General features: G+C 74.1%; 24 protein-coding genes. 13 read left to right on the forward strand and 11 right to left on the reverse strand.

Annotated features, from left to right (window positions below):
• Positions 1–73: 73 nt before the first annotated feature.
• Both ACZ6PY_RS28690 and ACZ6PY_RS28695 read left to right on the forward strand, forming a co-directional pair.
• A complete protein-coding gene (locus ACZ6PY_RS28690) occupies positions 74–715 on the forward strand; it encodes an 8-oxoguanine DNA glycosylase OGG fold protein (RefSeq protein ID WP_466077817.1) in 642 nt (213 codons plus the stop codon).
• A gap of 67 nt (positions 716–782) precedes the next feature.
• Positions 783–2,105, forward strand: a complete 1,323-nt coding sequence (locus tag ACZ6PY_RS28695; protein WP_466077820.1) for an AAA domain-containing protein — start codon at positions 783–785, stop codon at positions 2,103–2,105.
• A 246-nt stretch (positions 2,106–2,351) separates the two neighbouring features.
• On the opposite strand, the gene ACZ6PY_RS28700 is transcribed toward ACZ6PY_RS28695, so the two are convergent.
• Together ACZ6PY_RS28700 and ACZ6PY_RS28705 are read right to left on the reverse strand one after the other, a co-directional pair.
• On the reverse strand, positions 2,352–3,149 hold the full coding sequence (locus ACZ6PY_RS28700) for a hypothetical protein (RefSeq protein ID WP_466077823.1): 798 nt from the start codon (positions 3,147–3,149) through the stop codon (positions 2,352–2,354).
• A gap of 8 nt (positions 3,150–3,157) precedes the next feature.
• The gene (locus tag ACZ6PY_RS28705; RefSeq protein ID WP_466077826.1) at positions 3,158–4,615 is read right to left on the reverse strand and encodes an NYN domain-containing protein; all 1,458 of its coding nucleotides are present in this window, start codon (positions 4,613–4,615) and stop codon (positions 3,158–3,160) included.
• Between the two features lie 272 nt (positions 4,616–4,887).
• Between ACZ6PY_RS28705 and ACZ6PY_RS28710 the strand changes: the two genes are divergently transcribed.
• Positions 4,888–6,489: a nuclease-related domain-containing DEAD/DEAH box helicase gene (locus ACZ6PY_RS28710; RefSeq protein ID WP_466077829.1), complete on the forward strand. Its 1,602-nt coding sequence runs from the start codon at positions 4,888–4,890 to the stop codon at positions 6,487–6,489.
• Entirely contained in the window at positions 6,486–8,876 is a 2,391-nt protein-coding gene (locus ACZ6PY_RS28715) for a pentapeptide repeat-containing protein (protein ID WP_466077832.1), read from the forward strand. The genes ACZ6PY_RS28710 and ACZ6PY_RS28715 overlap by 4 nt, the downstream gene beginning before the upstream one ends.
• A 75-nt stretch (positions 8,877–8,951) precedes the next feature.
• Here ACZ6PY_RS28715 and ACZ6PY_RS28720 read toward each other — a convergent pair whose 3' ends face one another.
• The gene (locus ACZ6PY_RS28720; protein WP_466077835.1) at positions 8,952–9,716 is read right to left on the reverse strand and encodes an SDR family oxidoreductase; all 765 of its coding nucleotides are present in this window, start codon (positions 9,714–9,716) and stop codon (positions 8,952–8,954) included.
• Between the two features lie 100 nt (positions 9,717–9,816).
• On the opposite strand from ACZ6PY_RS28720, the gene ACZ6PY_RS28725 reads away from it, so the two are divergent.
• Positions 9,817–10,662: a helix-turn-helix transcriptional regulator gene (locus tag ACZ6PY_RS28725; protein ID WP_466077838.1), complete on the forward strand. Its 846-nt coding sequence runs from the start codon at positions 9,817–9,819 to the stop codon at positions 10,660–10,662.
• 68 nt (positions 10,663–10,730) lie between these two features.
• Here ACZ6PY_RS28725 and ACZ6PY_RS28730 read toward each other — a convergent pair whose 3' ends face one another.
• The 4 genes from ACZ6PY_RS28730 to ACZ6PY_RS28745 all read right to left on the reverse strand — a co-directional run bounded on the left by ACZ6PY_RS28730 (position 10,731) and on the right by ACZ6PY_RS28745 (position 14,558).
• On the reverse strand, positions 10,731–11,939 hold the full coding sequence (locus ACZ6PY_RS28730) for an ABC transporter permease (protein ID WP_466077841.1): 1,209 nt from the start codon (positions 11,937–11,939) through the stop codon (positions 10,731–10,733).
• The gene (locus tag ACZ6PY_RS28735; protein ID WP_466077844.1) at positions 11,936–12,631 is read right to left on the reverse strand and encodes an ABC transporter ATP-binding protein; all 696 of its coding nucleotides are present in this window, start codon (positions 12,629–12,631) and stop codon (positions 11,936–11,938) included. Before ACZ6PY_RS28735 ends, ACZ6PY_RS28730 begins: the two co-directional genes overlap by 4 nt.
• The gene (locus ACZ6PY_RS28740) at positions 12,628–13,680 is read right to left on the reverse strand and encodes a peptidoglycan-binding protein (RefSeq protein ID WP_466078030.1); all 1,053 of its coding nucleotides are present in this window, start codon (positions 13,678–13,680) and stop codon (positions 12,628–12,630) included. The genes ACZ6PY_RS28735 and ACZ6PY_RS28740 overlap by 4 nt, the downstream gene beginning before the upstream one ends.
• Before the next feature lie 323 nt (positions 13,681–14,003).
• A complete protein-coding gene (locus ACZ6PY_RS28745; RefSeq protein WP_466077847.1) occupies positions 14,004–14,558 on the reverse strand; it encodes a hypothetical protein in 555 nt (184 codons plus the stop codon).
• A 132-nt stretch (positions 14,559–14,690) separates the two neighbouring features.
• Between ACZ6PY_RS28745 and ACZ6PY_RS28750 the strand changes: the two genes are divergently transcribed.
• The 5 genes from ACZ6PY_RS28750 to ACZ6PY_RS28770 all read left to right on the forward strand — a co-directional run bounded on the left by ACZ6PY_RS28750 (position 14,691) and on the right by ACZ6PY_RS28770 (position 18,148).
• A complete protein-coding gene (locus tag ACZ6PY_RS28750) occupies positions 14,691–15,347 on the forward strand; it encodes a response regulator transcription factor (RefSeq protein WP_466077850.1) in 657 nt (218 codons plus the stop codon).
• Positions 15,344–16,597, forward strand: coding sequence for a sensor histidine kinase (locus ACZ6PY_RS28755; RefSeq protein ID WP_466077853.1), 1,254 nt, complete (start codon positions 15,344–15,346; stop codon positions 16,595–16,597). The genes ACZ6PY_RS28750 and ACZ6PY_RS28755 overlap by 4 nt, the downstream gene beginning before the upstream one ends.
• A 168-nt stretch (positions 16,598–16,765) precedes the next feature.
• On the forward strand, positions 16,766–17,473 hold the full coding sequence (locus ACZ6PY_RS28760) for a hypothetical protein (protein WP_466077856.1): 708 nt from the start codon (positions 16,766–16,768) through the stop codon (positions 17,471–17,473).
• 13 nt (positions 17,474–17,486) lie between these two features.
• Complete coding sequence (locus ACZ6PY_RS28765; protein ID WP_313722807.1) at positions 17,487–17,747, forward strand: hypothetical protein; 261 nt, start codon at positions 17,487–17,489, stop codon at positions 17,745–17,747.
• Positions 17,744–18,148 (forward strand): hypothetical protein, encoded by a 405-nt coding sequence (locus ACZ6PY_RS28770; RefSeq protein WP_466077860.1) that lies wholly within the window; start codon positions 17,744–17,746, stop codon positions 18,146–18,148. Before ACZ6PY_RS28765 ends, ACZ6PY_RS28770 begins: the two co-directional genes overlap by 4 nt.
• A 20-nt stretch (positions 18,149–18,168) precedes the next feature.
• On the opposite strand, the gene ACZ6PY_RS28775 is transcribed toward ACZ6PY_RS28770, so the two are convergent.
• Entirely contained in the window at positions 18,169–18,390 is a 222-nt protein-coding gene (locus ACZ6PY_RS28775) for a hypothetical protein (protein ID WP_466077863.1), read from the reverse strand.
• Positions 18,391–18,559: 169 nt separating this feature from the next.
• Between ACZ6PY_RS28775 and ACZ6PY_RS28780 the strand changes: the two genes are divergently transcribed.
• Entirely contained in the window at positions 18,560–22,006 is a 3,447-nt protein-coding gene (locus ACZ6PY_RS28780) for an ATP-binding protein (RefSeq protein WP_466077866.1), read from the forward strand.
• A 42-nt stretch (positions 22,007–22,048) separates the two neighbouring features.
• Here the strand turns inward: ACZ6PY_RS28780 and ACZ6PY_RS28785 are convergent, their stop codons facing one another.
• From ACZ6PY_RS28785 to ACZ6PY_RS28795, 3 genes are read right to left on the reverse strand one after another with little or no spacing between them, the layout of a single operon-like run.
• Entirely contained in the window at positions 22,049–22,903 is an 855-nt protein-coding gene (locus ACZ6PY_RS28785; protein ID WP_466077869.1) for an ABC transporter permease, read from the reverse strand.
• The gene (locus tag ACZ6PY_RS28790) at positions 22,900–23,913 is read right to left on the reverse strand and encodes an ATP-binding cassette domain-containing protein (RefSeq protein WP_466077872.1); all 1,014 of its coding nucleotides are present in this window, start codon (positions 23,911–23,913) and stop codon (positions 22,900–22,902) included. Before ACZ6PY_RS28790 ends, ACZ6PY_RS28785 begins: the two co-directional genes overlap by 4 nt.
• 28 nt (positions 23,914–23,941) lie before the next feature.
• On the reverse strand, positions 23,942–24,496 hold the full coding sequence (locus tag ACZ6PY_RS28795) for an NADPH-dependent FMN reductase (RefSeq protein ID WP_466077875.1): 555 nt from the start codon (positions 24,494–24,496) through the stop codon (positions 23,942–23,944).
• Between the two features lie 130 nt (positions 24,497–24,626).
• Here ACZ6PY_RS28795 and ACZ6PY_RS28800 point away from each other — a divergent pair, with 130 nt between their 5' ends.
• On the forward strand, positions 24,627–25,133 hold the full coding sequence (locus ACZ6PY_RS28800; RefSeq protein ID WP_466077878.1) for a GNAT family N-acetyltransferase: 507 nt from the start codon (positions 24,627–24,629) through the stop codon (positions 25,131–25,133).
• Between the two features lie 198 nt (positions 25,134–25,331).
• Complete coding sequence (locus ACZ6PY_RS28805) at positions 25,332–26,876, forward strand: hypothetical protein (RefSeq protein WP_466077881.1); 1,545 nt, start codon at positions 25,332–25,334, stop codon at positions 26,874–26,876.
• Positions 26,877–26,881: the final 5 nt, after the last annotated feature.

The raw sequence follows: 26,881 nt of genomic DNA on the forward strand, positions 1-26,881 counted from the left end.
GCCGGTTCGGGGCGGCCCGAGGCCCGGTGCCGCCAATAGCGTTCGGGCATCCCACCACAGCGAGGAGGACGCCGTGAGCCAGCCGCCCAGCCCCGCACTGCCCGGCGAGCTGAAGCCCGTCACCATTCACCCGGACCGGTGGCGTGCCGCGCTTCCAAAGGAGGCCTGGCCCGACGGGTTCTCCGAATCCGGCGAAGTGTGGCGGCGCGACGTCTTCGCCGTCGCCGAGGCCTGGCACGCCGGCGAGGCGACCGCGCGGCAGTTGCTGAGCGCCGTGCTCATGTGGGGTTACGGCCCGATCGGCTACGGCCCGTGGCGCACCGCGCGGTCCCTGGAGGGCGACCCGGACGGCAAGCGGCTGGCACACGCGCTCGACGGCCTGCGCGCGCCCGCGCCGGACGAGGACGCCCTGCGCACCGCCTACCAGCGCCTGCGTGATCCCAGGGAGTCGCGGCTGCCCCGGCTCGGCCCCGCGTTCTTCACCAAGCTTGTCTACTTCGCCGGCTACCGGCGCGGTGCGGGCGGCCGGCAACCGCTGATCCTCGACAGCGTCGTCCGGCGCCGGCTGCCCGTCGAGGCCGGTGTGCGTCGCGAGTCCGGCTGGGTGTCGGAGGAGTGGCTGGCCTACCTGGGCTGGGCGGCGGATCAGGCGCACCGCCGGGGCATCGAGCCCGACGAGGTGGAGATGGCGCTGTTCCACGACCGTTGGAGCTGACCGGGGAGCTGACGGACCCGGCTCGTATGGTGTCGGGGCGCAGCAGTCGGCTCGGGGAGGGTGGTTCATGCTCGCGGAACTGGCAGCTCCGCCGGCCGTCGAGGCCGAGCGGGTCATCACCGCCGTGCTGGCGGACCTGCGCTCCGGCGACCACCGGGGCGTGGTGGTCGACTCGCCGCCGGGCGCCGGCAAGTCCACCCTCGTGGTCCGCGCCGCCGTCGAGTTGGCCGCCGCCGGCGAGCCGCTGATCATCGTGGCGCAGACCAACGAGCAGGTCGACGACCTCGTCGACCGGCTCGCCCGCAAGGCCCCCGAGCTGCCCATCGGGCGGCTCTCCGCGACCGACTACCAGCCCACCGACCGGGTGAAGGGCCACGACACGGTCCGGGTCGCCGCCAAGGTCGCCGACCTCGGCGGCGTGGGCGCCATCGTCGGTACGGCCGCGAAATGGGCCACCGTCACCGAGGGCGTCTGGCCGTGGGCGATCGTCGACGAGGCGTACCAGATGCGGTCGGACGCCCTGCTGCGCGTGGCCGGGCGGTTCGAGCGGGCGCTGTTCGTGGGCGATCCGGGGCAGCTCGACCCCTTCTCCACCGTCGAGACCGCGCGGTGGACCGGCTTGACCTGGGATCCGATGCAGTCGGCGGTGGCCACCCTGCTGCGGCACAACCCGGAGCTGCCGGTGCACCGGCTGCCGGTGTCCTGGCGGCTGCCGGCCACCGCCGCGCCGGTGGTGGCCGCCGCCTTCTACCCGTTCACCGGGTTCCGCGCCGGCACCGGGCCGGCCGACCGGGCGCTGACCCTCACCCAGCCCGGGCCGGGCGACCGCTTCGACGCGACGGTCGAGGTGGCGGCCGCGGCCGGCTGGGCGCTGCACGAGCTGCCCGCCCGGCACACGCCGCGTACCGATTCCGAGGCCGCGGCGGCCTGCGCCGCCCTCGCCCGGCGATTCCTGGACCGCGGACCGGTCGGGTTCTCCGAGCAGGCGCCCGGCGGCGCGCCGGTGACCGCGGACCGGATCGCCGTCGGGGCCGCGCACCGCGACCAGGTGGCGGCCATCCGGTCGCACCTCGGCGCGGCCGGCGCGGGCATCACCGTCGACACCGCCAACCGCCTCCAGGGCCGGGAGTACGACGTGACGATCGTGCTGCACCCGCTCTCGGGCCGGCGGGACGCGACGGCGTTCCACCTGGAGTCGGGGCGGCTCTGCGTGCTGGCGTCCCGGCACCGGCACGCGTGCGTGGTGGTGGCGCGGGCGGGGATCGCCGAGCTGCTCGACGCGCACCCGTCGACCGAGCGGGTGCACCTGGACGTGCCGGTGAAGTTCCCGGACGGCTGGGAGGCCAACCACACGATGCTCGCCCACCTCGGCTTGCACCGCGCCCCGTGAGGTACGCGGCTCACCTCATGGCCGGCGGCGACCGTCGAATCGCGGTCTTCGATGGCTGAACGGAGTGCAGACACGGACGGGTGGCCGAGTTGACGCTCGCGGAGCGTGTCCGTAGCCTCTACTCATAGGGGAGATGGTGGCTGGCGATGATGAGCTGAAACGTAGTCATCGTTCGATCCGTCTCAATACCCGGCCCCAGCCTCCGTGCTGGGGCTTTCACTTTGTCCGCAGGGACGGCGGGCGCGGTCAGAGCGTGCCCGGCTCGTGTCCCTGCACGTAGTGCCAGGCGCCGAGCCCTCGCGGGTCGAACAGCGCCACCGTCCGGCGGGGATACGCGAAGACGTCGGCATAGTCGAGATCAAGCCAGTAGGCGACGCCCGCCGCGTCGTCCAGGGCGGCGCGGAACTCCTCCGGCAGCGGCCGCTCGTCCGCCCGGATCACGGCCGCCATCACGCCGGTCCGGCCCGCGCCCAGGGCCGCCACGCCGTCGACCGGGCCGTTGCGCCCGTCCGAGCACCACAGCGTCCCGCGGACGCGCAGCGCCGGCCCCTCACCGACGTTCTCCACCGGGATGAGGAACCGGTCCTTGGTGACCGCGAGGAACGCGTACGCCGGGGCGGGCGCGGAGGTCAGCGCGAAGCGCTCCTGGGCGGGTGGGTGCTGGGCCAGCATGCCGCCGGAGTCCGGGAACGCCACCGACTGGTGGACCGGCAGCAGGAGCGGGTACCGGCTGAGCACCAGGGCCCGGCGGGTCTCGGTGAGCTGCCGGTCGGTTCGGGACAGCGCCTGCCGGGAGAGGTAGATCGCCGCCAGCACCCCGATGGTGGACGCGATGGCGGCGAAGGAGCCGGCGACTGCGGCAGCCCGCTGGGCCCGCCAGGTGAAGGCCACCACGAGGGCCGCGCCGGCGGCGCACACCGCCAGCGCCCCGGCGAGCACCAGCCCGTACCTGCCGGCACCGCGCAGCCATGCCCAGGTCCGGCGCAGCACCGCCAGCCCGTACCCGCCGGCGCCGCCCAGCCAGGTCCACGTCCCGCGCGGCACGCGCGTCCCTAGGCGAACGGGGAGCCGGCGTCGCCCCACCGCGTCTGGGGGATGGTGACCTTCTCGCTCCGCCAGGTGATGGCCCTGGACTGGGCCAGGACGCGCAGGATCCGGTGCCGGTCACGCTGGTCGTAACCGAAGACCGGCTCGGCCCGCGCGCGGTCCTTGACCGCCATGAACTCGAGGATCTCGCTCTCCGGTACCGGGCTGGGAGCCCGAGCGACAAAGGCGCGGTAGAGCTCGTGATAGGCGTCCTCGATGGGACGGGCGAACGGCGAGTTCGTGGGGAGCGCGTGGCGGGCACCGCCGACCGCGACCGCGTCCACGACGCCCGCCGCGCTCGCGTACTTCAGGACCCGGTTGACCAGGCCGGCGTTGAACTTCTCCGGGCCCTGCCCGACGCCTGTCGCGCTGAGCAGGCCGGGAAGGCGGCGGAACGGGATGGTCCGGCTCTGGGTGCGGAAGCTCTCCATGGCCAGGCCGGCGTGCACCCGCCACAGCGGTTCGAGGTATCCCAGGGCGAGGTCGTCCACGGTCACCGCGTACGCGTCGTCCGCGCCCCTGCGGACGAGCTGCACGGCGGTCAGCGCGTCGAGCGCGCGCAGCAGGCGGGAGCCGTTGTCCGCCTGGAGTGGGCCGGCGCGCAGTTCCGTGACCGTCAGTCCCTTGGGTCGGGCGGCGAGCCGCCGGACCACGTAGTCGATGGCCAGCACGTCGGCGAAGCGGCCGGAGCCGACGTCGACGTAGGTGCGGGTGCGGTTGGTGGGCAGGAACTGGTCCTTGGCCCGCACCGCCGCGTCGGTGCGGGTGACCTTCTGTCCGAGGGACTCGATGAGCGCCCAGTACCGGGTCTCGTCCTCGTTCTCCAGGATGCCCCACCGGGCCAGGGTAGTGGTGCGCTCGGCCTGTTCCTTGCCGCCCAGGATGATGCCGCGGCGCTGCAGTTCGAGCAGGCCGAGCAGCGCCCGGCAGGTGGCCGGCGGGGGCTTCTGCAGGGTGTAGATGTCGTCGATGCAGAGGGAGTCCAGGCCGGGCAGCGTGAGGATGCCACGGAACTGGGGGGAGAGCCGGCCCTTGTCGCCGTAGACGACGGTGACCCGGCAGCCGTCGCGCAGCAGGCGGCGGATCAGCGGGATGAAGTCCTGGTCGCCGGTCACCAGGACGAACTGGCCGCAGTCCTGGTGGAGGTAGTCCATCGCCAGCACGGTCAGATGGATGTCGGCCTGCTCCTTGGCGCTGCCCACCACATCGTCGTCGATGAGGTGTTCGTCCATCGCCGTCGAGATGCTGCGGTCGAACTTCGTCGCCGCCATGTGCTTGTACTGGAGGTGTCCGCCGCACCGGGCGGTCGCGTCGCTCCAGAGGGCGTCGACGATGCCCCGCTCCACTAGGTGCCCGCGCCCGATGATCGCGCCGGCCAGGTTGTCCCAGTCGACCAGCAGGACACCTTTGTTTCCGACGGCCATCTGCGGCTCCTCCGTGAGCTCATCGAGGCGCGGTTGATTTCCGAATTCTGCCTCCGTGTCCCCACACTGCTTCTTCATCCGTTCGGCCACGATGTCCATCACTTGTGCGACGCCGCCGGGGCGTTCGGTTCGCTGTGCGTGACCCCCGGATGACCGATCGTCCACAGAAGACCACAAGTCCGGTGGAGCGCGACAAGGCGCGAGCGAGCGGACAATGTGGATTCTGGGCCGTCACCACAGTCGCCGCACGGCCCACGTCGGGGAGGCGGACTGTGGCGCGCTTCTATCCCAAGCACCTGCGAGCGAACGCCACTCGCGGCGAACGGGTCGTCTTCGACAAGCTCCGGTCTCTCAACGACTCGTGGTTCGTGCTGCACAGCCTGTCGTTCTTCGACGCGGGCCGGCCGAGGTGGCGGATGGGCGAGGCCGATTTCGTCCTGCTCCACCCCGGGCGCGGCCTGCTGATCATGGAGGTCAAGGACGGTTCCTACCGGGTCGAGGGCCGGCAGTGGTTCGCCCAGCGCCGCGGCGGTGACGCGCCGCTGAACGCCGACCCGTTCGACCAGGCCGTTCGGAACAAGTACGCCCTGGCCGGGTGGCTGCGCGACGCCGCCGGCATCCGGCACGTCCCGGCCGGGCACTGCGTCGTCTTCGCCGACGGCCGGCCCTCGGGCAATCTCGGTCCGCACGCGCCGGACACGATCGTGCTGACCGCGGCGGCGTTGGAGCACGCGGCGATGGTCGTGGAACGCGTCATGGCGCACTGGGACCAGCACGGCTGGGCCAGCCAGTCGGACTTCGAGAAGGCCCTGGAGGCGTTCGCGCCGACCGCGGTCGTCGCCCGCACCCTCCGCTACGACGTCGATCTGGCCTCCGACGACCTCGCCCGCCTGACCCAGCGGCAGATCCGCCTGACCGGTCGCCAGCTGGAGGTGCTCGAGGGGACCTCCAAGAAGCGCGCCTCGCTGGTCCTCGGTGCGGCCGGCACCGGCAAGACGGTCCTCGCTCAGGAACGGGCGCGCGAGTTGGCGGCCCGGGGGCTGCGGGTCGCCGTGATCGGGCAGCAGCGCAACCTGCGCCTGGAGATCCGGCGCAGGTTGCGCGTGGAGGGCGTCAGCTCGGGTGAACCGGAGGACGTGCTGTGTGACCTGTACGGCGCCGACCGCCTGCGCGAGTACGAGGGCGAGCAGCTGTGGGTCACCGTGCTGGCCCTCGCCGAGGCGTACGGCAAGCCGCTGGACTGCCTCATCGTCGACGAGGCGCAGAGTCACGACGAGGACCTGCTGGAGGCGCTGCGGGAACTCGTCCGCCCCGACGGCTCGGTGGTGCTGTTCGCCGACCCGTACCAGCGGGACTCCTCGGGGACGTGGCGCCCACGCCCCGACGGGTCGTTCAACGAGTTCTGGCTGACCGAGAACTGCCGCAACGTCCTGCCGATCGCGAAGCTCGTCGCACGGATCTCGGGAGCGCACACGCCCGTCACCGGTCCGGCCGGGCGGCCGCCGCGCCTCAGCGGCGGCTCCGCGGACCTCGCGGCGGCCTGCGCGGACGCCGCCCAGGAGATCCTGAAGGACCTGCCGGCCTCCCAGCTGGTGCTGCTCACGTCGACGACGGCCAACCAGGCCGCGATTCGCCGGACCCTCGCCGACCGGGGCGTGCGGACGATGAACGGGCTCCGCGGCGACGAACTGGCGGTCTGCACGGTCCGGCAGTTCCACGGCTGCGAGGCGCCGGCCGTGGTCTACGCCGACGACGGCGAGGAGGACTGGACGACCAGCTACATCGCGGTCAGCCGGGCCTGCGCCTACCTGCACGTCGTCGGCCGCCCGGACCGGTGGGAACCCTTTCGATTCCTGATGGAGGATGGTTCATGACGCTGTACGACGAGGCTGTCACTTTCCTGGAGTCGGAAGGCTGGTCGGTTCCCGGGGAGTCGCGGGGCGAGGTCGTCCGGGCGAGGCGGGCGGCGTACGCGGACAACAGCGAGCACATGACGGTGTGGTGCCCGGCCGTCCCGGACGCGGAGGAGCTGCACCGCCGCGAGGCGACCCTCCTGCAACGCTTCGCGGAGGAGGCGCGCACTCCGGGCGCGAAGTTCCTGCTGGTGGAGTCCACGCAGGGGCTGTCGACGGACTTCCGCAGAGTCGCCAAGCACGAGTACAACGTCGACATCCGGGTCCCGATCCAGTTCTTCGACGCCCGGTTCAAGTGGGACGACACGTCGGTGTCGACGCTGGCGGGAACGGCCGCGCAGCAGCTCCGTCGCGACGGGGAGATGGCGGAGCGGCGGCGTACCCCGCAGCCCTTCGAAGCGGTGGGCACCAAGGTGGTGGGCAGCGACCTGCTCACCGAGCTGGCTCGCCGCTTCGACAGCCCGGCCGGCTGGGACCGCCCGATCGTGCTGGTGACGGCGCCGGCGGGGTACGGCAAGAGCGTCCTGTTCGAGTCGCTGTTCGCGACGCTCTACACCAACTTCCAGAAGGCGAAGAAGCAGCTGCGACGGGCCTACCGCCCGCTGCCGCTCCTGCCGGACTACGCCGCGCTGGCGAGCGCGCCCGCGCTAGGCCCGATGGTCGACGCGCTGCTGCAGACCGAGGTCGCTCGGCCGGTCAAGCAGCCGACGTTCCAGTGGATGCTCACGCGGGGGTTCGCGAGCTGGCTGCTGGACGGGTTGGACGAGGTCATCGCCCAGGACCCGGGCTTCTTCGAGTACATCCACGAGATCGTCGCCCGGCCGGACAACCCGACGACCCCGCGCATCCTGCTCTGCGTCCGGGACTCCCTGCTCAGCTCCAACCAGGCGCTGCGGGACTTCCTCACGGTGGCCCACGAGTACGTCGAGGAGTTCCGCCTGCTGCCCTGGCAGCCCGAGTCGATCACCACCTTCGCGCGCATCCGCCTGCAGGACAAGGACCGGGAGCTGCTTGCGATCCTCGACGCGAAGCCGCAGCTCAGGAAGCTCTGCGGCACCCCGTACTACGCCGAGCTGCTCGCCGAGCGCGTCGACGAGGGCAAGACCGACGGGATACCGAACGACTACTCCGAGATGGACCTGGTCCACGACGCCGTCGACGCGATCATGGATCGCGAGTACAAGAAGGAGCAGTTGCAGGAGCACGTCGTCTCCCGGCACGACCTGCTCGACGTCATCAGTCACGTCGCCGTCGCCGAGCTGGAGAACGACAACCGCGGCGTGCCGATCGACGAGATCGGCCAGCTCGCCGAGTTCGTGATTCCCTCGGACCTGTCCGACCCGGAGCGCGAGCGGTGCACCGCGGCCATCTGCCGCCTGCCGGTCTTCCGGGCCGCGTCGGAGCGGCAGCGGGTCCGCTTCGCGCAGGATGTGATCTTCGAGCACCAGATCGGCATCCGCGCCGCCCAGTACTTCGCCGTCAACCCGGTGCGGTTCGCGCAGCTGTTGGACTGCCGCCCGTTCCCGCCCGACTCCTTCGCCCTGCGGGTGCTGTGCGCGCGGATCAGGGAACTGGCCGCCGGTGAGGAGCTGCTCACCCGGCTGTCCAGCGCCACCGCCACGCCTACGGCGTTCCGCAACATCCTCCAGGTGCTCCTCGGGCTTCCCGACTGCGCCCGGCTGCTGATCCACGCTCCGCTGGAACGCCAGGACCTCTCCGGGCTCACCTTCTCGGGCCTGTCGCTGGCCGGCGTGAGCTTCCGCGGCGCGAACCTGGAATCGACCCGCTTCCACAACTGCGTCATGACCGGCTGCGACCTGTCCGACGCGACGTTGCACGGCACCCGGTTCGACGCCTGCCTGCCCACCCTCGCCGAGGCCGACTTCGGGCACCTCACCGGCTTCGTCTCCGTGGAGATCGACTCGCGCACCCCGATCGAGGACGTCGCGGACTTCGTCAAGCTTCTGGGCGCGGACGGGCGCCGGGAACACCCCTTCGTCGGCCCGTGCCCCACCGCCCTTCAACTGCGGTTCCTGTTCCTGAAGTTCGTCCGGCCGGACGGCCACTACCGCCGTGACTCCCTCGACGAGAAGGGCCTGCTGTCGGGACGGCGCATCGTCGACCCGGCGTCCGTGCTCAGCGGTGCGGTGCGAGCCGGCTTCCTCACCGCCATCCCGAAGCGCCGCCGGTACGAACGCACGCACAGTCAGCTCTACGCGGACATGGTGGGGTTCGCCCAGAACCTCCGGGTGACGCCGGCCATCCGGTCGCTCCTGGAGGACACCTGCCGGGTGGAGGGGTGTGCCCACGTCGTTCAGGAGAACCCGACCACGGCGACCTTCGACTGACTGCCCGCCCATCCTCGCGGAGCGGCCCGGCCAGCCGACGCCGGCCGGGGCCGAACAGCGCGGGGCCGGTGCTGACTATTTCCCGTGCGGGTCGTGCGCGTTGAGGGTCGCCACGACCTGGTCGTAGTCGCCGCGCGCCTCGCCGTACCGGAGGAACTTCACCCGCTCGACCTGGATCTCCGTGGCGTCCGGCTGCGCCTCGATCAACGCGACGACCTCGCCCACGAACTCGTCGAGCGGCATGGCGATCTCGCTGCTCTCCTGCCCGGGCATCAGCGCGGTACGCACCGACGGCGGCTCCAGCTCCACGACCTTCACGCTCGTGTCGGCGAGCTGCAGCCGCAGCGACTCGCTGAGCATGTGGATGGCGGCCTTCGAGGCGTTGTAGCTCGGGGTGACCTTGAGCGGCGCGAACGCGAGGCCCGAGGAGACCGTCATGATCGTGGCGTCCGGCTGCGAGCGCAGGTGCTCGATGAACGCGGCGATGAGGCGGATCGGGCCGAGCAGGTTGGTCGTCACGGTGGCCTCGGCCGAGTCGAGGAACGACTCGGGCTGGTGCCAGTCCTCGACGCGCATGATGCCCGCCATCGTGACGAGGACGTTGAGGTCCGGGTGCTTGGCCAGCACCTGCGCGGCCGCCGAGGCGATGCTCGCCGGATCCGCCGTGTCGATCGCGACGGTGTCGATGTCGGGGTGCTCGGCGGCGACCTTCTCGAGCAGGTCGGTGCGCCGGCCGCCGATGATCACGGTGTTGCCCCGGGCCTTGAGTTCGAGGGCGAGGGCCAGGCCGATCCCGCTCGTGGAGCCGGGAACGAAGATGGTGTTTCCGGAAATGTTCATGCCTAAAGCCTGGCCCACCATTGCGGTACGGGGGCAGAGACCGGTTATCGGGGGATCGGCAATCCCTGGTTGGCCCGGACGCCGGGCGGATACTGGGATCATGGACCGCGCAGCCCTGGCCGACTTCCTCCGCCGCCGCCGTGCGGCGCTGCAGCCCGGGGACGTCGGGCTGGCCACCGGCGTCCGCCGCCGCGCGCCCGGGTTGCGGCGCGAGGAGGTGGCCGCCCTCGCCACCATGTCGACCGACTACTACACCCGCCTCGAGCAGCAGCGCGGCCCGCAGCCGAGCCCGCAGCTGCTCGCCTCGCTCGCCCGGGCGCTGCGGCTGACCGGCGACGAGCGCGACTACCTCTTCCGGGTGGCGGGGCACAACCCGCCGTCCCCGGTGTCCGCGGCGACGCACGTCGCACCGGCGTTGCTGCGGGTGCTGGACCGGCTGGCGGACACACCGGCGCTCATCCTGTCCAGCCTCGGCGAGATCCTCGTGCAGAACCGGATGGCCGAGGCTTTGTTCGGGGATCGGTCCGGTCACACGGGGCTGGCCCGCAGCGAGATCTACCGCTGGTTTACCGACCCCGCCGAGCGGTCCCGGTACCCCGAGGAGGACCGCGAGCGGCAGAGCCGCGCCCAGGTGGCCAACCTGCGCGCCGCGTACGGGTCGATGGGCCCCCAGTCGCGGGCCGGCGAGCTGGTGCGGGCGCTGCAGAAGATCAGCCCCGAGTTCGCCGAGCTGTGGGAGCGGCACGAGGTCGCCCAGCGCTTCGCCGACCACAAGACGCTGATCCATCCCGAGCTCGGCCCGATCGAGCTGGACTGCCAGGTGCTGTTCACCGAGGACCAGTCGCAGGCCCTGCTCGTGCTCACCGCGCCGCCGCGCAGCGAGGGCTACGAGAAGCTGCGGCTGCTCGCCGTGCTGGGAAACGAGCGCTTCCCGGCCAGCACCTGATCAAGGCGGGTCACGGAAGCGGCCGGCGGGTGGTGGCCGGTCACCGGTCACCACCCGCCGGCCGGCGCTCACGGCGTGGCGAGCGCCTCGGTCGGCGCGAGCCGCGCCGCGCGGATCGCCGGGTAGAGCCCGGCCAGAGCGCCGATCAGCAGGGTCACGCCCACCCCGCCGCCCAGCGCCCAGGTCGGCACCACCGCCGGCCAGGACCGGGAGACCGCGTAGCCGGCCGTGACCGCGCTGCCCAGCAGCACCCCGCCGAGCCCGCCGAGGGCGGACAGCAGCAGCGACTCGGCCAGGAACTGGGTGCGGATCTGCCCGCGGGTGGCCCCGAGCGACCGGCGCAGGCCGATCTCCGGACGCCGCTCCAGCACCGAGATCACCATGGTGTTCGCCACCCCCACGCCCCCCACCAGCAGGGCGACCGCGCCGAGGCCGAGCAGCAGCCCGGTGAACGCCTCGTCGGTGGCCTGCTTCGCGGCGAGCGCGTCCGAGGGGCGCGCCACCTTGACCTCGTTCGGCGCCTCCGGGTTCGCCGTGGCGGCGAGCACCCCGCGGACCGCCTCGACCGCCGTCTCCGATGTCCGGGTGTAGACCGTGGTCGGGTGCCCGTCGAAGTCGAGGTACGACCTCGCGGCGTCCCAGCCGACCAGCGCGGACAGGTCCAGCTCCGGCGCGAGCGGCGCCGGCGCCAGGATGCCCACCACGGTGAACCAGCGCCCGCCGACCTGGACCCGGACGTCCGGTCCGGCGGCGCCGATGCCGAGCCGCCGGGCCGTGGTGGCGCCGAGCACCACCGCCGGGTAACGGGCCGTGGCGGCGTTCAGCCAGGTGCCGCTGACCACCTCCAGTCCCACCGTGTCGCGCAGCTCCAGGCCCGCGGCGCGGGCGGCGATCCCGCCGCTCTCGCCCCGCGAGATCAGGTCGGAGCGGTACACCCGCGCGTCCGACAGCAGCCCGGTGGCGGCGACCTCCCGTACCGGGCCGATCCGCCCGATCATCGCCACCGACTCCGCCGGCAGTTGGGCGTCGTCACCGAAGAGCGTGTTGCCCGGACCCACGGTGAGCAGGTTGGTGCCGAGTTCGGCGAGCGTGCGGTCCAGGTCCGCCCGCGACGACGCGGAGATCCCGACCACCGCCACCATGGCGGCGATCCCGATGGCGATGCCCAGCGCCGACAGGAAGGCCCGCAGCGGCCGGGTGCGCAGCCCGACGCCGCCGACCCGCAGGACGTCCCGGGGGCGGAGCCGGGCGGGCGCCAGCCGGACCGGCCCCCTCATGCCGGCACCCCCACCGGCCGGTGGTCGGCCGTGATCCGGCCGTCACGCATCTGGACCCGGCGGGGCAGGCCCGCCGCGACCTCCAGGTCGTGGGTGATCACCACGATGGTGGTCCCGGCCGCGTGCAGGTCGCGCAGCAGCGCCAGCACCCCGGCACCGGACGCCGAGTCCAGGTTGCCGGTCGGTTCGTCCGCCAGCAGCAGCGCGGGCGCGCCCACCACCGCGCGGGCGATCGCCACCCGCTGCCGCTCGCCGCCGGACAGCTCGTGCGGCCGGTGGTCGAGGCGGTGCCCCAGCCCGACCCGGGCCAGCGCGGCCTCCGCCCGCCGCCGCCGCTCCCGCAGGGGTACGCCCGCGTAGAGCAGCCCGTCGGCGACGTTGTCGCGCACCGGCACGTTGGGAGCGAGGTGGAACTGCTGGAAGACGAAGCCGATCCGGGTGGACCGCAGCGCGGAGAGCTGCCGGTCGCCGAGCGCGGCCACGTCGTGTCCGTCGATGCGTACCCGGCCGGTGGACGGACGGTCCAGGGTGCCGATGAGGTGCAGCATCGTGGACTTGCCCGACCCGGAGGGGCCGACGATGGCGACCAGTTCGCCGGACCGGACGGTCAGCGACACCCCGTCCAGGGCCCGTACGCCACCCGGGTAGACCTTTGTCACGTCGGTCAGCTCGACCACCGTGTCGCCGGTCATGTCGGCATCCCCACGGTCGCCCCCTCGGTGAGCCCCGCGCCGGAGACCTCCACCCGGCCGGATGCGAACAGGCCGGTCTGCACGGCGACGATCCGGGTGGCGGCGCCCTCGACGAGCTGCACCCCGTACCCGCCCTCGGCCAGCGCCAGCAGCGCGGCGACCGGCACGGTCAGCACGTCGCGGCGCTCGGCGGCGGTGAACGCCACCTTGGCCGAGGCCTGGTCGAAGCCGGTCAGCGCCTTCGGGTCGGCCGCCGTCACGGTGACCTCGATCTTCGTCTCCGGATCGCCCTGGCCGCCCGCCCCGCCGTCGGTGCCGGTCTCGATCACCGTTTCCGTGTCGGCGACGGTGCCGGCGACCTCCTTGCCGTCGGGCAGCGAGACGGTCACCTTGGCGCCCTTCTTGGCCAGCCGCTCGTCGTCGACGTCGAGGGACACGGTCACCACCCGGGTGGTGCCGGTCCAGGTCAGCACCGCCTGCCCGGGCTGCGCCGGATCGCCGGGTTCCGCGTCGTGGCTCTCCACCCGGACCGCGCCGTCGGCGTAGACCACCCGGTCCGGCTCCACCCGGCCGGTCTCGGGCAGGCCGAGGTCCTCCTGCCAGTCCCGGACCGCGTCCGCGGTGGCCGAGGTGTAGTCGTCGTCGACGGTGAACCCCGAGTAGCCCAGCGCGGCCAGGTTCCGCTCGAACTGCCGCACGTCGTCGCCGGACGTGCCCGGACCCAGGGTCCGGTACGCGGGCAGCTTCCCGTACAGCAGCACGACCTCGGCGTCGTCGACCGCGTACAGCGGCCTGCCCCGGGTGACCTGGGCGCCGGTGGCGGCCAGCCAGGTGACCGTGCCGCCACCGCGCGGCGCCGCGCGGTGGCTGGCGCCGTAGCCGAGTGTCCCGTCGAAGCTCTCCGCGTCGACCAGGGTCTGCCGGGTGACCTGGGCGGTCGCCGGGGGCAGGCTGCCGCCGGCCGCCGTACCCCCGTCGCGGCCACCGGCCGCCACCGCGGCCGTGACGCCGGCCGCGGCGGCGACCACCACCGCCGAGGCCACCACCAGCGGGGTACGCGCCCGGCGGCGCCGGCCACGCCCGGTGCCCGGCGGCGGGGTGGTGGTCGCCGCGACCGGTGCGGTGCCCGCGCTCACCGCGCCACCGTTGTCCGCGACCGCGGGGCTCGCCAGGCCCGGCTCGCTCGTAGCGCTCGCGGGGCCGCCGTTGTTCGCGACTGCGGGGCTCGCCAGGCCCGGCTCGCTCCTCGCGCTCGCAGGGCCGCCGTTGTTCGCGACCGCGGGGCTCGCGAACCCCGGCTCGCTCCTCGCGCTCGCGGGGCCGCCGTTGTTCGCGACTGCGGGGCTCGCGAGCCCCGGCTCGCTCCTCGCGCTCACGACGTCCTCTTCATCAGCAGCGGCGCGTCGCCCTCGCGGCACTTCTCCAGCGCGGCCCGGGTGGTCGGGTTGTCCGGGTCGATGCCGGCGGCGCCCTTGAGCTCGATGGAACCGTCGGGACCCGGGTCCGGGAAGTCCGGCACGCCGTTCTCCCGCATGCACCGGGCCAGCTTCCGTACCTTCTCCACCTGCTCGGGGTCCAGCTTGAGCGCCTTGCCGCCGCCCGGCATCAGGCTGCGGCACTGTTCCATGGCCGCCTGGACCTTCGCCTTGTCGGTGCCGGCGGGCATCCGGATGCGGAAGCCGCCGCCCTCGCCGGGTTCCGGGTCGGGGAAGTCCGGCACCCCGTTCTCCCGCATGCACTTGGCGAACTCGCGCTGCCGGTCCTCGTCGCTGACCGGGGCGACGCCGGCGCTGGGCGACGCGCCGCCCGCCCCGCCGCCGGCCGTGGCCACCCGGTCCCCGTCCCGGTCGGCACCCGCGCAGCCGGTGACCGCCAGACCCACGAGCAGGGGCAGGACGAGCAGTGTGCCCGACATTCGTCGGCGCATGGCACAACTCCTTCCTCCCGGCCGGCGCCGATCGCCGGCCGATACGGACGAGTCGACCGCAGCGGCGGTATCCCGGGCGTAACCACCGGCGTTAACGCCGCCGTTATCCGCCGGCGCGGCACCATGGGGGACGTGCGAGTACTGGTGGTCGAGGACGAGACGCTGCTGGCCGACTCCATCGCGGAGTGGCTGCGCCGGGAGGCGTTCGCCGTGGACGTGGCGTACGACGGGGACGCGGCGCTGGAACGGCTCGGCGTCACCGACTACGACGTCGTGGTGCTCGACCGGGACCTGCCGGTGGTGCACGGCGACGACGTCTGCCGGGCGGTGGTGGACAGCGGCGCCGAGACGCGGGTGCTGATGCTGACCGCCGCCGCGGCCGTCCGGGAACGGGTGGCCGGGCTGGCCCTCGGCGCCGACGACTACCTGGTCAAACCGTTCGCGCTGGTCGAACTCTCCGCCCGGGTGCACGCGCTGGCCCGGCGCGCCCGGCCGGCGGCACCGCCCCGGCTGAGCCGGGCCGGCGTGGTGGTCGACCCGGCCCGCCGGGAGGTCTACCGCGACGGCCGGTACGTCGCGCTGTCCCGCAAGGAGTTCGCGGTGCTGGTGGAGCTGGTCCGGGCCGGCGGGGCGGTGGTCTCCGCGGAGGAGTTGCTGGACCGGGTCTGGGACGAGCACATCGACCCGTTCACCAACGTGGTGCGGGTGACCGTCATGAAGCTGCGCCGCAAGCTCGGCGACCCGCAGGTCGTCGAGACGGTGCCGGGAGTGGGGTATCAGATCCCGTGAAACGACTGACCATCCGGGCCCGGCTCACACTGGTGCACGGCGGGCTCCTGCTGCTCGCCGGCGTGGTCCTGCTCGCCGTCACGTACGTGCTGGTCGACCAGCGGATGCGGGAGCCGTTGACGGGCGTGATCGCCAAGGCCGACATCGTCAAGGCACCGTTCGGCAAGCTCCCCACCCCCGGCGCGGCCGAACAGGTGCGGTTCCTGCTTCAGGAGGCCCAGGACGAGGCGAAGCGGAACGCCCTGGAGTCGCTGCTGACCCAGGGCGGGGTGGCGCTGCTGCTGATCTCGATGGTCGCCCTCGGCTTCGGCTGGCTGATCGCCGGGCGGGCGTTGCAGCCACTGCACCAGATCACCGGCACCGCCCGGCGGATCGCCGCCGCCGACGCGGGCGGGCGGGGCCTGCACGAGCGGATCGCGCTGCGCGGGCCGCGGGACGAGGTCAAGGAGCTGGCCGACACCTTCGACCTGATGCTGGAACGGCTGGACCGGTCCTTCGACGGGCAGCGGCGGTTCGTGGCGAACGCGTCCCACGAGCTGCGTACGCCGCTCGCGCTCAACCGGTCGCTGCTGGAGGTGGCGATGTCCCGGCCGGGTGCCTCCGCCGAACTGCGGCAGCTCGGGGAGACGCTGATGGCGGTCAACGAACGGCACGAACGGCTCATCGACGGGCTGCTCACCCTGGCCGACTCGGAGCAGCGGGTGGTCGACCGGACCCCCGTCGACCTCGCCGAGATCGCCGGCCACCTCCTCGACCAGGTGGCCGCCGGCACACCGGGGCTGACCGTACGCCGGCGGCTCGCGCCCGCCGCCACGGCGGGTGACCCGGTGCTGCTGGAGCGGCTGACCCAGAACCTGGTGGAGAACGCCGTCCGGCACAACCTGCCGGCCGGCGGCGAGATCGACGTGAGCACCGGAACCGTCGACGGCCGCGCCACCCTGGTCGTGGTCAACACCGGGCCCGTGGTGCCCGGCTACGAGATCGAGGCGATCTTCCAGCCGTTCCGGCGGCTCCACCACGACCGGGTGGCCGCTCCCGGGCGGAGCGGCGCGCGGGACCGGGCCGGTACCGGGCGGGGCTTCGGGCTGGGCCTGTCGATCGTGCGGGCGGTGGCCCAGGCGCACGGCGGCGGCGTGCACGCCCGGCCCCGCGACGGCGGGGGACTGGTCGTGACGGTGACCCTGCCACCCCTGGGTGCGGCGGTCCCGGCCCAACCGGCGCGGACGCTGCCCGCCGCGGCGCGCGGCTGAGGAACCGCCACCGGGGCCGCCGTGAATGGATTCCGCGCGGCACAGGAATGGTTGTTCACGCCGCCGGGGATTCCCGGCTTTCCTGTCGACCTCCCGTCACGGGGAGTGTTCATCTGATCCGTCTTCGTCGATAGCGTCGGTGCACTGGCCGTCGACGAAAGGCCGACGATGAACGACAACCCGTACCCGTTCTCGCGCCGGCGCCTGCTCGCCGGCGCGGCGGCGGCCTCGGCGGTCACCGTGACCGGCGTGGCCGCCGCCCCGACCGCCGCCACGGCGACAGCCGTCCGCGCCACCACGCCGCTGGTCACCCGGGACCGGATCGCCACCGCGGGGCTGCGGGCACCCGACGGCACCGCGGCGGCGGTCGCCGTCCAGGCCGACTTCCACGCCCGGCTGGCCGCCTGGCTGGCCTTCTGGTCGGCGAACTCACCCCGCGCCTGGAGCACCCCGGTCCAGGTCGTCGGCCGGGTCGCGCCGGCCGGTGACGCCCTCACCCTGCACGCCATCCGCTACCGGCGCGACGACGAGCTGCGCGCCGGCTTCGCGGCGGCGCGGCGGGACGCCGCCCACCTGGCGACCGTGGCCAGCCTGCACCACCACTTCCCGAGCGTGCGCGTCCGGCCGGACGGAACGGTCCGGGTCGGCGACGGGCCCGCCGGGTTCACCGGCGCGCCGGGGCAGGTCGCCTTCGCGGTCGCCGCCTGCCGGGAGTTGTGGGGCGACGGAGCCGCCGCCGCCGCCCGCTGGGCGGAGCACGCCGGCCGGGCGCTCGCCCGGGCCGGGCAGCCGGCCGACGCCGCCTCGCACGCCGGCTGGGCGGCCTTCACCCGGATCAGCCTGCGCCGCGGGCTGGGCACCGAATCGTACGAGTGACCGGAGGTAGCACATGTCCCGCAACGAGTTCCGGTTCGTGGTCGACGGCGTCGACCTGACCCCCGAGCAGCAGACCCTCATCGCCGGCGAGATCCAGAAGGCCGGCCTGGCCGCCCTCGGCACCGCCAACGCCCGGCTCACCAACCCGCTCACCGTCGGCCACGGCAACCTCAAGCTGCGCCCCGAGTGGTACGGCCTCTGGGTGCTCGACGGCCCGTTCGCCCAGGACCTCGGCCAGAAGATCAACGACATCGGCTTCTGGATGCAGCGGTGACCGACGCCGTCGGGCGTACCGACCCGCCGGAGCGGATGTGTCCGAGCACGCCGGCGGCGAACGCCACGGTGTTCCTCGGCATGATCACTCCGGCGGGCCGGGTCGCCTACGTCACGCCGGCCGTGCCGGCCGAGGTGGCGCTCGCCGCGGCCGGCGGCTCCGAGGCCCCGGTGGAGTCCCGCTTCCGGCTGGCCGGCCCGTGCGTCACGTCGTCCTGCGGCTTCTGGACCGGCGAGCACTGTGGCCTGGGCGCGCGGATGGCCGCCTCCTACGCGGAGACGGCCGAACCGGGGGAGGAGCAGTTGCCGAAGTGTGCGATCCGGCGTACCTGCCGGTGGTTCGCCGAGCAGGGCCCGGCGGCCTGCCCGGCCTGCTCACACGTGGTCACCGACGCCCGCTGACGCCCCGCGGGTGCGACCGCTCAACTGTTGCCCTGCCGCTGCACGCGCTGCGCGCCCTCGACCTTGGCCCGGCCCTGATCCCGCTCGCTGCCCCCGGCGCCGGTGGCCGTGTGCAACTGGTGCCGCTTCCCCGTGCGTTCCATCCCCGAGCCCTGGCGGCCCGGCGCGCCGGTGCCCGAATTCCGTCCCGCCCGCGCCGACTCGCCGCCCGGATCGTGCTTGTTCTGCTTGTGGCTACCCATGGGCCGCGGTTACCCGCTGCCTCCACCGCTAGTCATGAACCCGACCCGGCCAGGGCGGTCGCGACCCCGGGGCGTGCCACGGCCGTGGTGCGGCAGAGGCGTCGCGACGCGGGTCGGCCGTCGCTGGGCTCCCCGCGTTGTCGGACCGGTCGACTACCGTCGGGAAGTCATGGAGCCGCGGTTCGGCGAGACGATCATCGGGCGGGAACACCCCGCGGCCCTGCTGCGCGCCGAAGTGGACCGGGTGACCACCAGCCACGGCGGCCTCGTCCTGGTCACGGGCGAGCCGGGCATCGGCAAGACCACGCTGGTGAGCGCGGCGGCCGACGAGGCCCGGCGGCGCGGGGCGCTGGTGCTCGGCGCCGCCTGCTGGGACTCCGACAGCGCCCCCGGCTACTGGCCCTGGGTGCAGGTGTTGCGCCGCCTGGGCCGCCACCCCGACGACTGGGCACATGCGCAGGATGCCGCCGGGCCCGGGCTCGCGGCCCTGCTCGGCGAGGGCACCCCCGCCGAGCCGGTCGGGGAGGACCCGGGCGACGACGGCGGCCGGGCCGAGTTCGCCCTGCACGACGCCGTGACCACCGCGCTGGTGGCCGTCGCCCAGCACCGGCCGGTCGTGGTCGTCCTCGACGACCTGCACTGGGCCGATCCGGCCTCGATGCGGCTGCTCCAGTTCGCCACCCAGCACACCTGGTTCGAACGGCTGCTGCTGGTCGGCACCTACCGGGACGCCGAGGTCGAGTCCGGCGAGCACCGGCTCCGGCCGCTGCTGCTGCCGCTGACCGCCAAGGCCACCACCATCACGCTGACCGGCCTGGCCCGCGACGAGGTGGCCGCGCTGATCCGCCGCACCGCCGGGCGCGACCCGGCGGCCGACCTCGTCGACGAGGTGCACCGGCGCACCGGCGGCAACCCGTTCTTCGTCGAACAGACCGCCCGGCTCTGGCACACCGACGGCCTGGCCACCACCATCGCGCCCGGTGTGCGGGCGGCGGTGCGCCGCCGGCTCGACCAGTTGCCCGCCCCGGTGGTCGAGGCGCTCACCGTGGCCGCCGTGCTCGGCCGGGACTTCCACCGGCAGGTCCTCGCGGCCTGCGTACCCGGTCCCGTCGCGCAGGTGGACCGGCTGCTCGACCGCGCGGCCTCCGCCCGGCTCGTGCTGGCCCGGGGCGGCGGGCGGTTCGCCTTCGCCCACGACCTGGTCCGGGAGACCCTCTACGACGGGTTGAGCGACGCCGAGCGGCGGGCCCGGCATGCCGCCGTCGTCCGTGCCGTCGACGGGTCGGCGGCGCTGGCCGAGCGGCTCATCCCGGCCGACCTGGCCCGCCACGCCTGGCTCGCCGGCGTCGACCTGGACCGGGCGCGCACCGTCGAGCTGCTGGTGGCCGCCGCCCGGGACGCCGGCGGCCGGCTGGCCGTGGAGGAGTCGGTGCAGCATTTCCGCCGCGCGCTGGAGGTCGCCGAGGAGCCGGCCCGCCGGGTCAAGCTCATGCTGGAGCTGGCCCAGCAGCTGCAGCACGTCGGCACTCCGGGCGAGGCCGAGCGCCTGCTCGTGGACGCGGCGGCGCTCGCGCGCCCGCTGGACGAGCCGGCCGTGCTGGCCCGCGTCGCGCTCACCGCGCACCGGCAGGAGGCGGCGGCCCACCGCCGCACGGGCGCGGCCGAGCTGGTGCGCGAGGCGTACGGGCGGTTGATCGGTGAGCCCGAGCCCGGGCGGGGGACGAGCGCGCTGGTCACCGACCTGATCACCGCCACCGAGACGCTGGCCCGGCACGGCCGCGACGACGAGGCGCTGACCTTCAGCCTGTGGGCCCGGCACGACACGACCTGGGGGCTCGGCACCGCCGAGGACCGGGCGGTGGTCACCGCGGAGATCCGGGAGGTGGCCCGCCGCACCGGCGACCGGGAGACCGAGCTGTGGGCCACCTCGCTGCGCTGGGTCGCGCTGCTGGAGCTCGGCGACCCGCGCTTCCACGACGAGCTGACCGCGTTCGTCACCGGCTGCCGGCAGGGCGAGGTCGCCCGCCAGCGGATGGCGGCGGCCATCGACAGCGGCATCATCGCCGGGTTCCGCGGCGACTTCGCCGCCGCCGAGGCGCACTTCGCCGAGATGGACGGGTACGGGGAGTGGGAGCACTCCGACCACGCCTTCATGGGCCAGCACCTGCGCTGGTGCCTGCTGCTGCTCCGGGGTCGCCTCGCCGAGGCGGAGGCCCTGCTCGACGAGCCGGTGGCGGCCGGTCACCCGCAGCGGGAGCTGCTGCGGGCCATCACGGCCGCCGAGCGTGGCGACGCGGACACCGCCGTGCGGCTCACCGCCGGGATCGAGGCGGCCGGCACCACGTACCCGCGGCCGGTGTCGCCGCTGTGGTTGCGGCTGCGGGCACAGGCGGCGGCCGCCACCGCCGATCCCCGGCGCTGCGCGGAGGTGCGGGCGGCGCTGGAGCCGCACCGGGGCCGGTGGATGGCGGCGTTCTTCGGCTGCGACATCAGCGGGCCGGTGGACCTCTGGCTGGCCGCGGTCGACGCCGCCGAGCAGCGGTGGGACGACGCCGTGGTCGGCTACGAGGCCGCCCGTGACGCCGCCGACCGGATGGGCGCCCGGCCGTGGTCGCTGCTCAGCCGGGCCGGGCTGGTGGCCGCCCTGACCGCGCGCGGGCGGGCCGGCGACGCGGTCACGGCGGCCCGGCTGCGCGCCGAGACGGCCGCCGAGGCGCGGGTGCTCGGCATGACCCAGGTGTTGCACCGGCTGGGCGAGGAGGAGATCCGGGCTGCCGTCCTGTCCGGGCCCCTGGCCGGAGGAGCGGAGGCGGGCCCCGCCGGCCCGCCGGCAGCGGGCCTGGCCGTCGCGCTGCCGGCACCGGCCGGGGCGGGCAACGCCGTCGGGGTGCCGGTACCCGGGGGTACGGGCGACACCGGCCGGACGGCGATCGCGCCCGCGGCCGGTCACGCCCGTGCCGTCGCGGCAGTCGGCGAGCACCGCGGCGCGGCACCAGCCGGTCATCTGGCCGGCGGCTCGGCCGGGCCCGGGATCGTCGACGGTGACCGGGCCGACGAGGCGCGAGCCGCCCGGCCGGAGTTCCGGCGGGACGGGGCCGTGTGGCGGCTCGCCTATGCCGGCACGGTCGTGCACCTGCCCGATGCGAAGGGCCTGCACGACCTGCGGCTGCTGCTGGGCCGGCCCGGTGTCGACGTGCCCGCGGTCGAGCTGCTCGACCCGGCGGCCGGTCCGGAACTCGTCGCGGCCCGCCGGCTCGGCGGGGATCCCGTGCTGGACGACGAGGCGAAGGCCCGCTACCGGCATCACCTGCGGCGCCTCGACGACGAGATCGACCGGGCCGCCGTCCGCGATGACGCTCCGAGGCTGGCCGCCCTCGACGCCGAGCGCGCCGCGCTGCTCGACCAGTTGCGGGCCGCCGCCGGGCTGGCCGGGCGCAGCCGCCGGCTCGGTGACCAGGCCGAGCGGGCCCGCAAGGCGGTGACCGCCCGGATCCGGGACACACTGCGCCGGATCGACGAGCGCCACCCGGCGCTCGGTGCGCACCTGAGGGAGTCGGTCGCCACGGGCAGCACCTGCCGCTACCTGCCGCCCGAGCCGGTGCCCTGGCGGCTCTGACGGCGGGTGGGGCGTCGCCCGGTGCGGGCGACGCCCCCCACGTCAGCGGCGGTTGTAGCGGTACATGGTCAGCGTGCCGAAGACGGCCACGAACCCGGCGCTCCACAACAGCAGCCACATGGTGTTCGTCGCGTCCGACGACCCGGCCATGGCGGCGCGGACGGCCGCGACCAGGTGGGTGACCGGGTTCGCCTTGACGAACGCCTGGAGCCAACCCGGCATGGTGACCGGGTCGACGAAGACGTTGCTCAGGAAGGTCAGCGGGAACAGCACCATCATGCTGACCCCCATCACCGACTTCTCGCTGCGCAGCACCAGGCCGAAGAACGTCCACACCCAGGAGAACGCGAACGAGAAGATGACCAGCAGGCCGATGCCGGCCAGGACGCCGACCGGCCCGCCGGCGGGCCGGAACCCGAGCGCCAGCCCCACGCCGAGGATGACCACCGCGGCGAGCACGTAGCGCAGCACGTCCCCGAAGATCATGCCGACCAGCGCGGCGGGCCGCCAGACCGGCAGGGTGCGGATGCGGTCGAAGACGCCCTTCTCGATGTCGTTGTTCAACCCGACACCGGTGTACATGGTGATCATCACGACGCTTGTCACCATGATGCCGGGCAGGAAGAACTGCAGGTAGTCCCGTGGACTGTCGGCGAGGGCGCCGCCGAACAGGTACGTGAACATCAGCACCATGATGATCGGGAACGCGGTCACGTCGAACAGCTGCTCGGGCACGTGCTTGATCTTCAGCATGGCCCGCCAGCCGAAGGTCAGCGACGCGGCCAGCGCGCCCGGCCTCGGCGGCCGCTCACCCGGGGCGAGGACCGTGGCCAGCGCCTCGGCGGACGGCACGTAGACGGACGGCGGGCGCCCGGTCGTGGTCGCGGTGTCGCTCATCGGGCCGCCTCCAGTTCGTCGTCCCGCTCGTCGGCCCCGACGGCGGGGTGGTCGGTCAGGGCCAGGAACACCTCGTCCAGGCTCGGCTGGCCGAGGGAGAAGTCGTCCACCACGATGCCGGCCCGGGCCAGCTCGCCGAGGGCGCGCGCGGCCTGCTCGCCGGCCTCCAGGTCCGTGCCGTCCTCGCCGACCCGGGCGGTGAGCGCCACCGGGTCCGCCGCCAGTTGCACCGGCACGCCCAGCGCCGTCCGCAGCACCTGCTCGGCCCGGGGTCGCTCCCCGGCGTCGCGCAGTCGCACGTGGACGGTGCCCGAGCCGACCGACGACTTGAGCTCGCCCGGGGTGCCCTCCGCGATCACCCGGCCGTGGTCGACCACCGCGATGCGGCCGGCGAGCTGGTCGGCCTCGTCCAGGTACTGGGTGGTCAGCAGCACGGTGGTGCCGTGGGCGACCACCGCCCGGATGATCTCCCACACCTGGTTGCGGCTGCGCGGGTCCAGCCCGGTCGTCGGCTCGTCCAGGAACAGCAGGTCCGGGGTGTTGAGGATGCTCGCGGCGATGTCGATCCGCCGCCGCATCCCACCCGAGTACTTCTTCACCTGCCGCCCGGCCGCCTCGGTCAGCCCGAACGCCGCGAGCAGGCGGTCGGCCCGCTGCCGGGCCGCCGGCCGGCCCAGGCCGAGCAGCCGGCCCAGCAGGACCAGGTTCTCCGCGCCGGTCAGGTCCTCGTCGAGCGAGGCGTACTGGCCGGTCAGGCTGACCCGGGCGCGGACCGCGTCCGCCTCGGCGACGACGTCGTGGCCGAAGACGCGGGCCCGCCCGCCGTCCGGGCGCAGGAGCGTGGCCAGCACCCGCACCGCGGTGGTCTTGCCGGCGCCGTTCGGCCCGAGCAGGCCGTAGACGGTGCCGGCGGGGACCTGGAGGTCCAGGCCGTCGAGCGCGCGGGTCGAGCTGAACGACCGGACCAGGCCGTCGGCCTCGACGGCCAGGCCGGTGTTCCGGTTACTCATGATCACTACCTCTCTTCGTCGGTCCATCTCAGGAGACGTACGGGCGCGCCGCGCGGCCCTCGCGCAGCGCCAGGCCCCACCAGCAGAGCTCGTCGAGGAGCACCCGGGCGTCCTGCCGGAGCCGCTCCTCGGCCCGCCCCGTCGGCTCGCCGTCGAGCAGGTCGACGCCGACGGTGTCGCGCACGGTCGTCGCGTGCAGGGCGGTGAACACGGTCCGGAGCTGGTCGACCGCGTGCAGGCCGACCGACCGGCAGCCGTACGACACGAAGCCGACCGGCTTGGCCTGCCACTCGTCGTAGGCGTAGTCGATCGCCTGTTTCAACGACGCCGGGAAGCTGTGGTTGTACTCCGGGGTGACCACCACGAACGCGTCCGCCCGGTTCACCTCCCGCGCGAACGACCGCATGGCCGCCGTGGGCTCGGCCGGCAGGCTGGCCGGGAAGTCGTAGCCGGCGAGGTCGAGCACGGTCACCGCGAGCCCTTCGCGGCGGCGTGCCTGCGCGACGAACCAGCGACCGATCCGGTCGCCGATCCGTCCCTCCCGGGTGCTGCCGATGATCACGGCGAGCCGCAACGGCGTCATGCTCCCCTCCCGCTGGTGTCGGGCCTCACCCCGCAGGCGCCAGACGCGGACCGGCGGCCCGCCAGATCGGATCTGGCGGGCCGGTGTCGGGGGTGGCTGCTTCAATCGGCGCCGGAGGAGAGGGGGACGCATGACCGAGGTACGCCTCGCGCCGTGGAGCGCCGACGACCTGGAGCTGCTGCGGCAGCTCAACGCGCCGGAGGTGCGGGCGCACACCGGCGGCCCGGAGACCGACGAGCAGGTGATCGCCCGGCACGAGCGCTACCTGCGGGGCAGCGGCCCGCGCAGCGGGCACATGTTCACCGTCGGGCTGCCCGACGGGACGAAGGTCGGCAGCGTCGGCTACTGGGAACGGGAGTGGCGCGGCGAGCCGGTCTACGAGATGGGCTGGGCGGTGCTGCCGGCGTACCAGGGGCGGGGGCTGGCGAGCGCGGCGGTGCGCGCCCTGATCGTGGAGGCCGCGGCGCACGGCGACCGGCGTTTCGCGCACGCCTACCCGTCGGTGGACCACCCGGCGTCCAACGCGGTGTGCCGCAGGGCCGGGTTCACGCTGCTCGGCGAGACGGAGTTCGAATACCCGCCGGGGCACCTCATGCGCTCCAACGACTGGCGCATCGACCTGACGCGGGAGGGATGACGCGGGAGGGTTGAGGCGGGCACGACCGATATGCCTCTTCGCGCGGGGTGTGCGCCACCGCTGCCGGATGCCGGTTCGCGGACAGTGCGCTACCGTCCGGTCGCCCTACGCTGCCGACGGCACATGACGCACGGGGGCGTGTCTGGTCGGCCGGCCCGCGGGTTCCCGTGCGCACACCGACCGGAGAGGGGGCCTCCTGTGTCCGTCGCACGTCGAATTCTCGCCGCGTTCACCGTCGCGGTGCTGGCCGCCGCACTACCGGCCACCGCCGCCTCCGCCGCACCGGAGCAGGATGTCGGGCTGCTCCGGCTCACCGTCACCCAGCCCGACGGCACCGCCGCCCGGGGCAGCGTCGACCTCGCCGCCACCGACGACAGCCACTCCGAATTCCTGCAACTCGACGAGTCCGGGCAGCTCAGCGTGGAGGTGCCCGCCAACGATTACAAGATCAGGATCACACCGGCGTACGTCGACCCCGACCAGCCGGACGACGGGCTGCGGCAGTGGGTGCCCGGAAAGACCGGTTACGCCCAGGCCCAGGCGTTCCGCGTGACCGCGGGGGCCACGACGGACGTCACCGAGCGGCTGCTCACGCCGAGCCCGCTCACCGTGCGGGCGCGGGACGCGATCACGGGTGCGCCGATCACCCGGGTCTGCGCGTACGCCGACGGCCGTGGCGGCACCTGCGACGACACCGAGCTGACCATTCCCCGGCTCGTGCCGGGCCCGCAGACGATCCGGGTCTACACGGAGGACGGCAACCACCTGGCCACCGACGCCGAGGTGACAGTGGTCGAGGGCGGCGCCGGCGCCGCGCTTGTCGACCTGACGCCCGCCGCTCACATCGAGACGAGGGTGGTCGACGCCGCCACCGGCGCTCCGGTCGCGGGCGCCTGCGCGACTGTCGCGCCGGCCGGCACCGGCGAGCTGCCGGGCGTCGGCCCGCTGGCCTGTTCCGACGGGACCGGGCGCCTCCGCCTCGACTCCGTCGAGGCCGGCTCCTGGAACCTGTTCGTGCGTCCGACGGGTGACTCGCCGTACGGGGCGCAGTGGGTCGGCCGCGACGCCGGCACGGGTGACCCGGCGAGGGCCCGCACCGTCACCGTCGCCGCCGGCCGGACCGTCACCGTCTCGCCGGTCCGCCTCGACCGGGCCGGGACCATCACCGGCACCGTGACAAGCGCCGCCACCGGCGCGCCGGTGACCTCGGGTGAGGTCACCCTCGCCCACTCCTCGGGCCTGTCCCACCTCAGCTGGGGCACCTACCTGGACGGTCAGGGCACCTACCGGATCGACTGGCTCGGCCCCTACCGCTGGCCGCTCCTGTTCTCCACCACCGACCACGCCCTCCAGTGGTCGGGCGGGGTTCCGGTCCGGGGCCAGGCGAAGCCGGTCACCGTCCGGGCCGGTGGCAGCACCTCCTACAGCCCGGCGCTGAAGCGCGGCACCCTGGTGACCGGCGGGCTGACCGACCCCGCGGGGCGCCCGGTCAGCGCCGCGCTGACGTTCCACAACGCCGCCACCGGTGAGGTGGTCGGGTCGGCGTGGGACTACGACGGGCGGTACGAGACGCGGGTGCTCGGCCGGCAGACCGTCACGGTCGACTGGCAGTGGGGCGGGTTCGCCCCCTACGCCGGCTGGCACGACGGCGTCGCCGACGCCGCCGGCGCGAAGCGGGTCAGCGTTCCCGCCGGCGGCACGCTGACGGTCGACATCGGGCTGCGCCCGTTCCCGGCGGGCTGAGCAGG

Source organism: Micromonospora sp. NPDC048907, from assembly GCF_055586885.1.

What these genes read in the sequence shown, in the direction of transcription:
- ACZ6PY_RS28790 (WP_466077872.1), bottom strand. Translation starts at nt 23,913, where the DNA reads ATGAGTAACCGGAACACCGGCCTGGCCGTCGAGGCCGACGGCCTGGTC.
- ACZ6PY_RS28800 (WP_466077878.1), top strand. Translation starts at nt 24,627, where the DNA reads ATGACCGAGGTACGCCTCGCGCCGTGGAGCGCCGACGACCTGGAGCTG.
- ACZ6PY_RS28730 (WP_466077841.1), bottom strand. Translation starts at nt 11,939, where the DNA reads ATGAGGGGGCCGGTCCGGCTGGCGCCCGCCCGGCTCCGCCCCCGGGAC.
- ACZ6PY_RS28775 (WP_466077863.1), bottom strand. Translation starts at nt 18,390, where the DNA reads ATGGGTAGCCACAAGCAGAACAAGCACGATCCGGGCGGCGAGTCGGCG.
- ACZ6PY_RS28720 (WP_466077835.1), bottom strand. Translation starts at nt 9,716, where the DNA reads ATGAACATTTCCGGAAACACCATCTTCGTTCCCGGCTCCACGAGCGGG.
- ACZ6PY_RS28765 (WP_313722807.1), top strand. Translation starts at nt 17,487, where the DNA reads ATGTCCCGCAACGAGTTCCGGTTCGTGGTCGACGGCGTCGACCTGACC.
- ACZ6PY_RS28780 (WP_466077866.1), top strand. Translation starts at nt 18,560, where the DNA reads ATGGAGCCGCGGTTCGGCGAGACGATCATCGGGCGGGAACACCCCGCG.
- ACZ6PY_RS28695 (WP_466077820.1), top strand. Translation starts at nt 783, where the DNA reads ATGCTCGCGGAACTGGCAGCTCCGCCGGCCGTCGAGGCCGAGCGGGTC.
- ACZ6PY_RS28760 (WP_466077856.1), top strand. Translation starts at nt 16,766, where the DNA reads ATGAACGACAACCCGTACCCGTTCTCGCGCCGGCGCCTGCTCGCCGGC.
- ACZ6PY_RS28785 (WP_466077869.1), bottom strand. Translation starts at nt 22,903, where the DNA reads ATGAGCGACACCGCGACCACGACCGGGCGCCCGCCGTCCGTCTACGTG.
- ACZ6PY_RS28725 (WP_466077838.1), top strand. Translation starts at nt 9,817, where the DNA reads ATGGACCGCGCAGCCCTGGCCGACTTCCTCCGCCGCCGCCGTGCGGCG.
- ACZ6PY_RS28715 (WP_466077832.1), top strand. Translation starts at nt 6,486, where the DNA reads ATGACGCTGTACGACGAGGCTGTCACTTTCCTGGAGTCGGAAGGCTGG.
- ACZ6PY_RS28735 (WP_466077844.1), bottom strand. Translation starts at nt 12,631, where the DNA reads ATGACCGGCGACACGGTGGTCGAGCTGACCGACGTGACAAAGGTCTAC.
- ACZ6PY_RS28745 (WP_466077847.1), bottom strand. Translation starts at nt 14,558, where the DNA reads ATGCGCCGACGAATGTCGGGCACACTGCTCGTCCTGCCCCTGCTCGTG.
- ACZ6PY_RS28795 (WP_466077875.1), bottom strand. Translation starts at nt 24,496, where the DNA reads ATGACGCCGTTGCGGCTCGCCGTGATCATCGGCAGCACCCGGGAGGGA.
- ACZ6PY_RS28705 (WP_466077826.1), bottom strand. Translation starts at nt 4,615, where the DNA reads ATGGCCGTCGGAAACAAAGGTGTCCTGCTGGTCGACTGGGACAACCTG.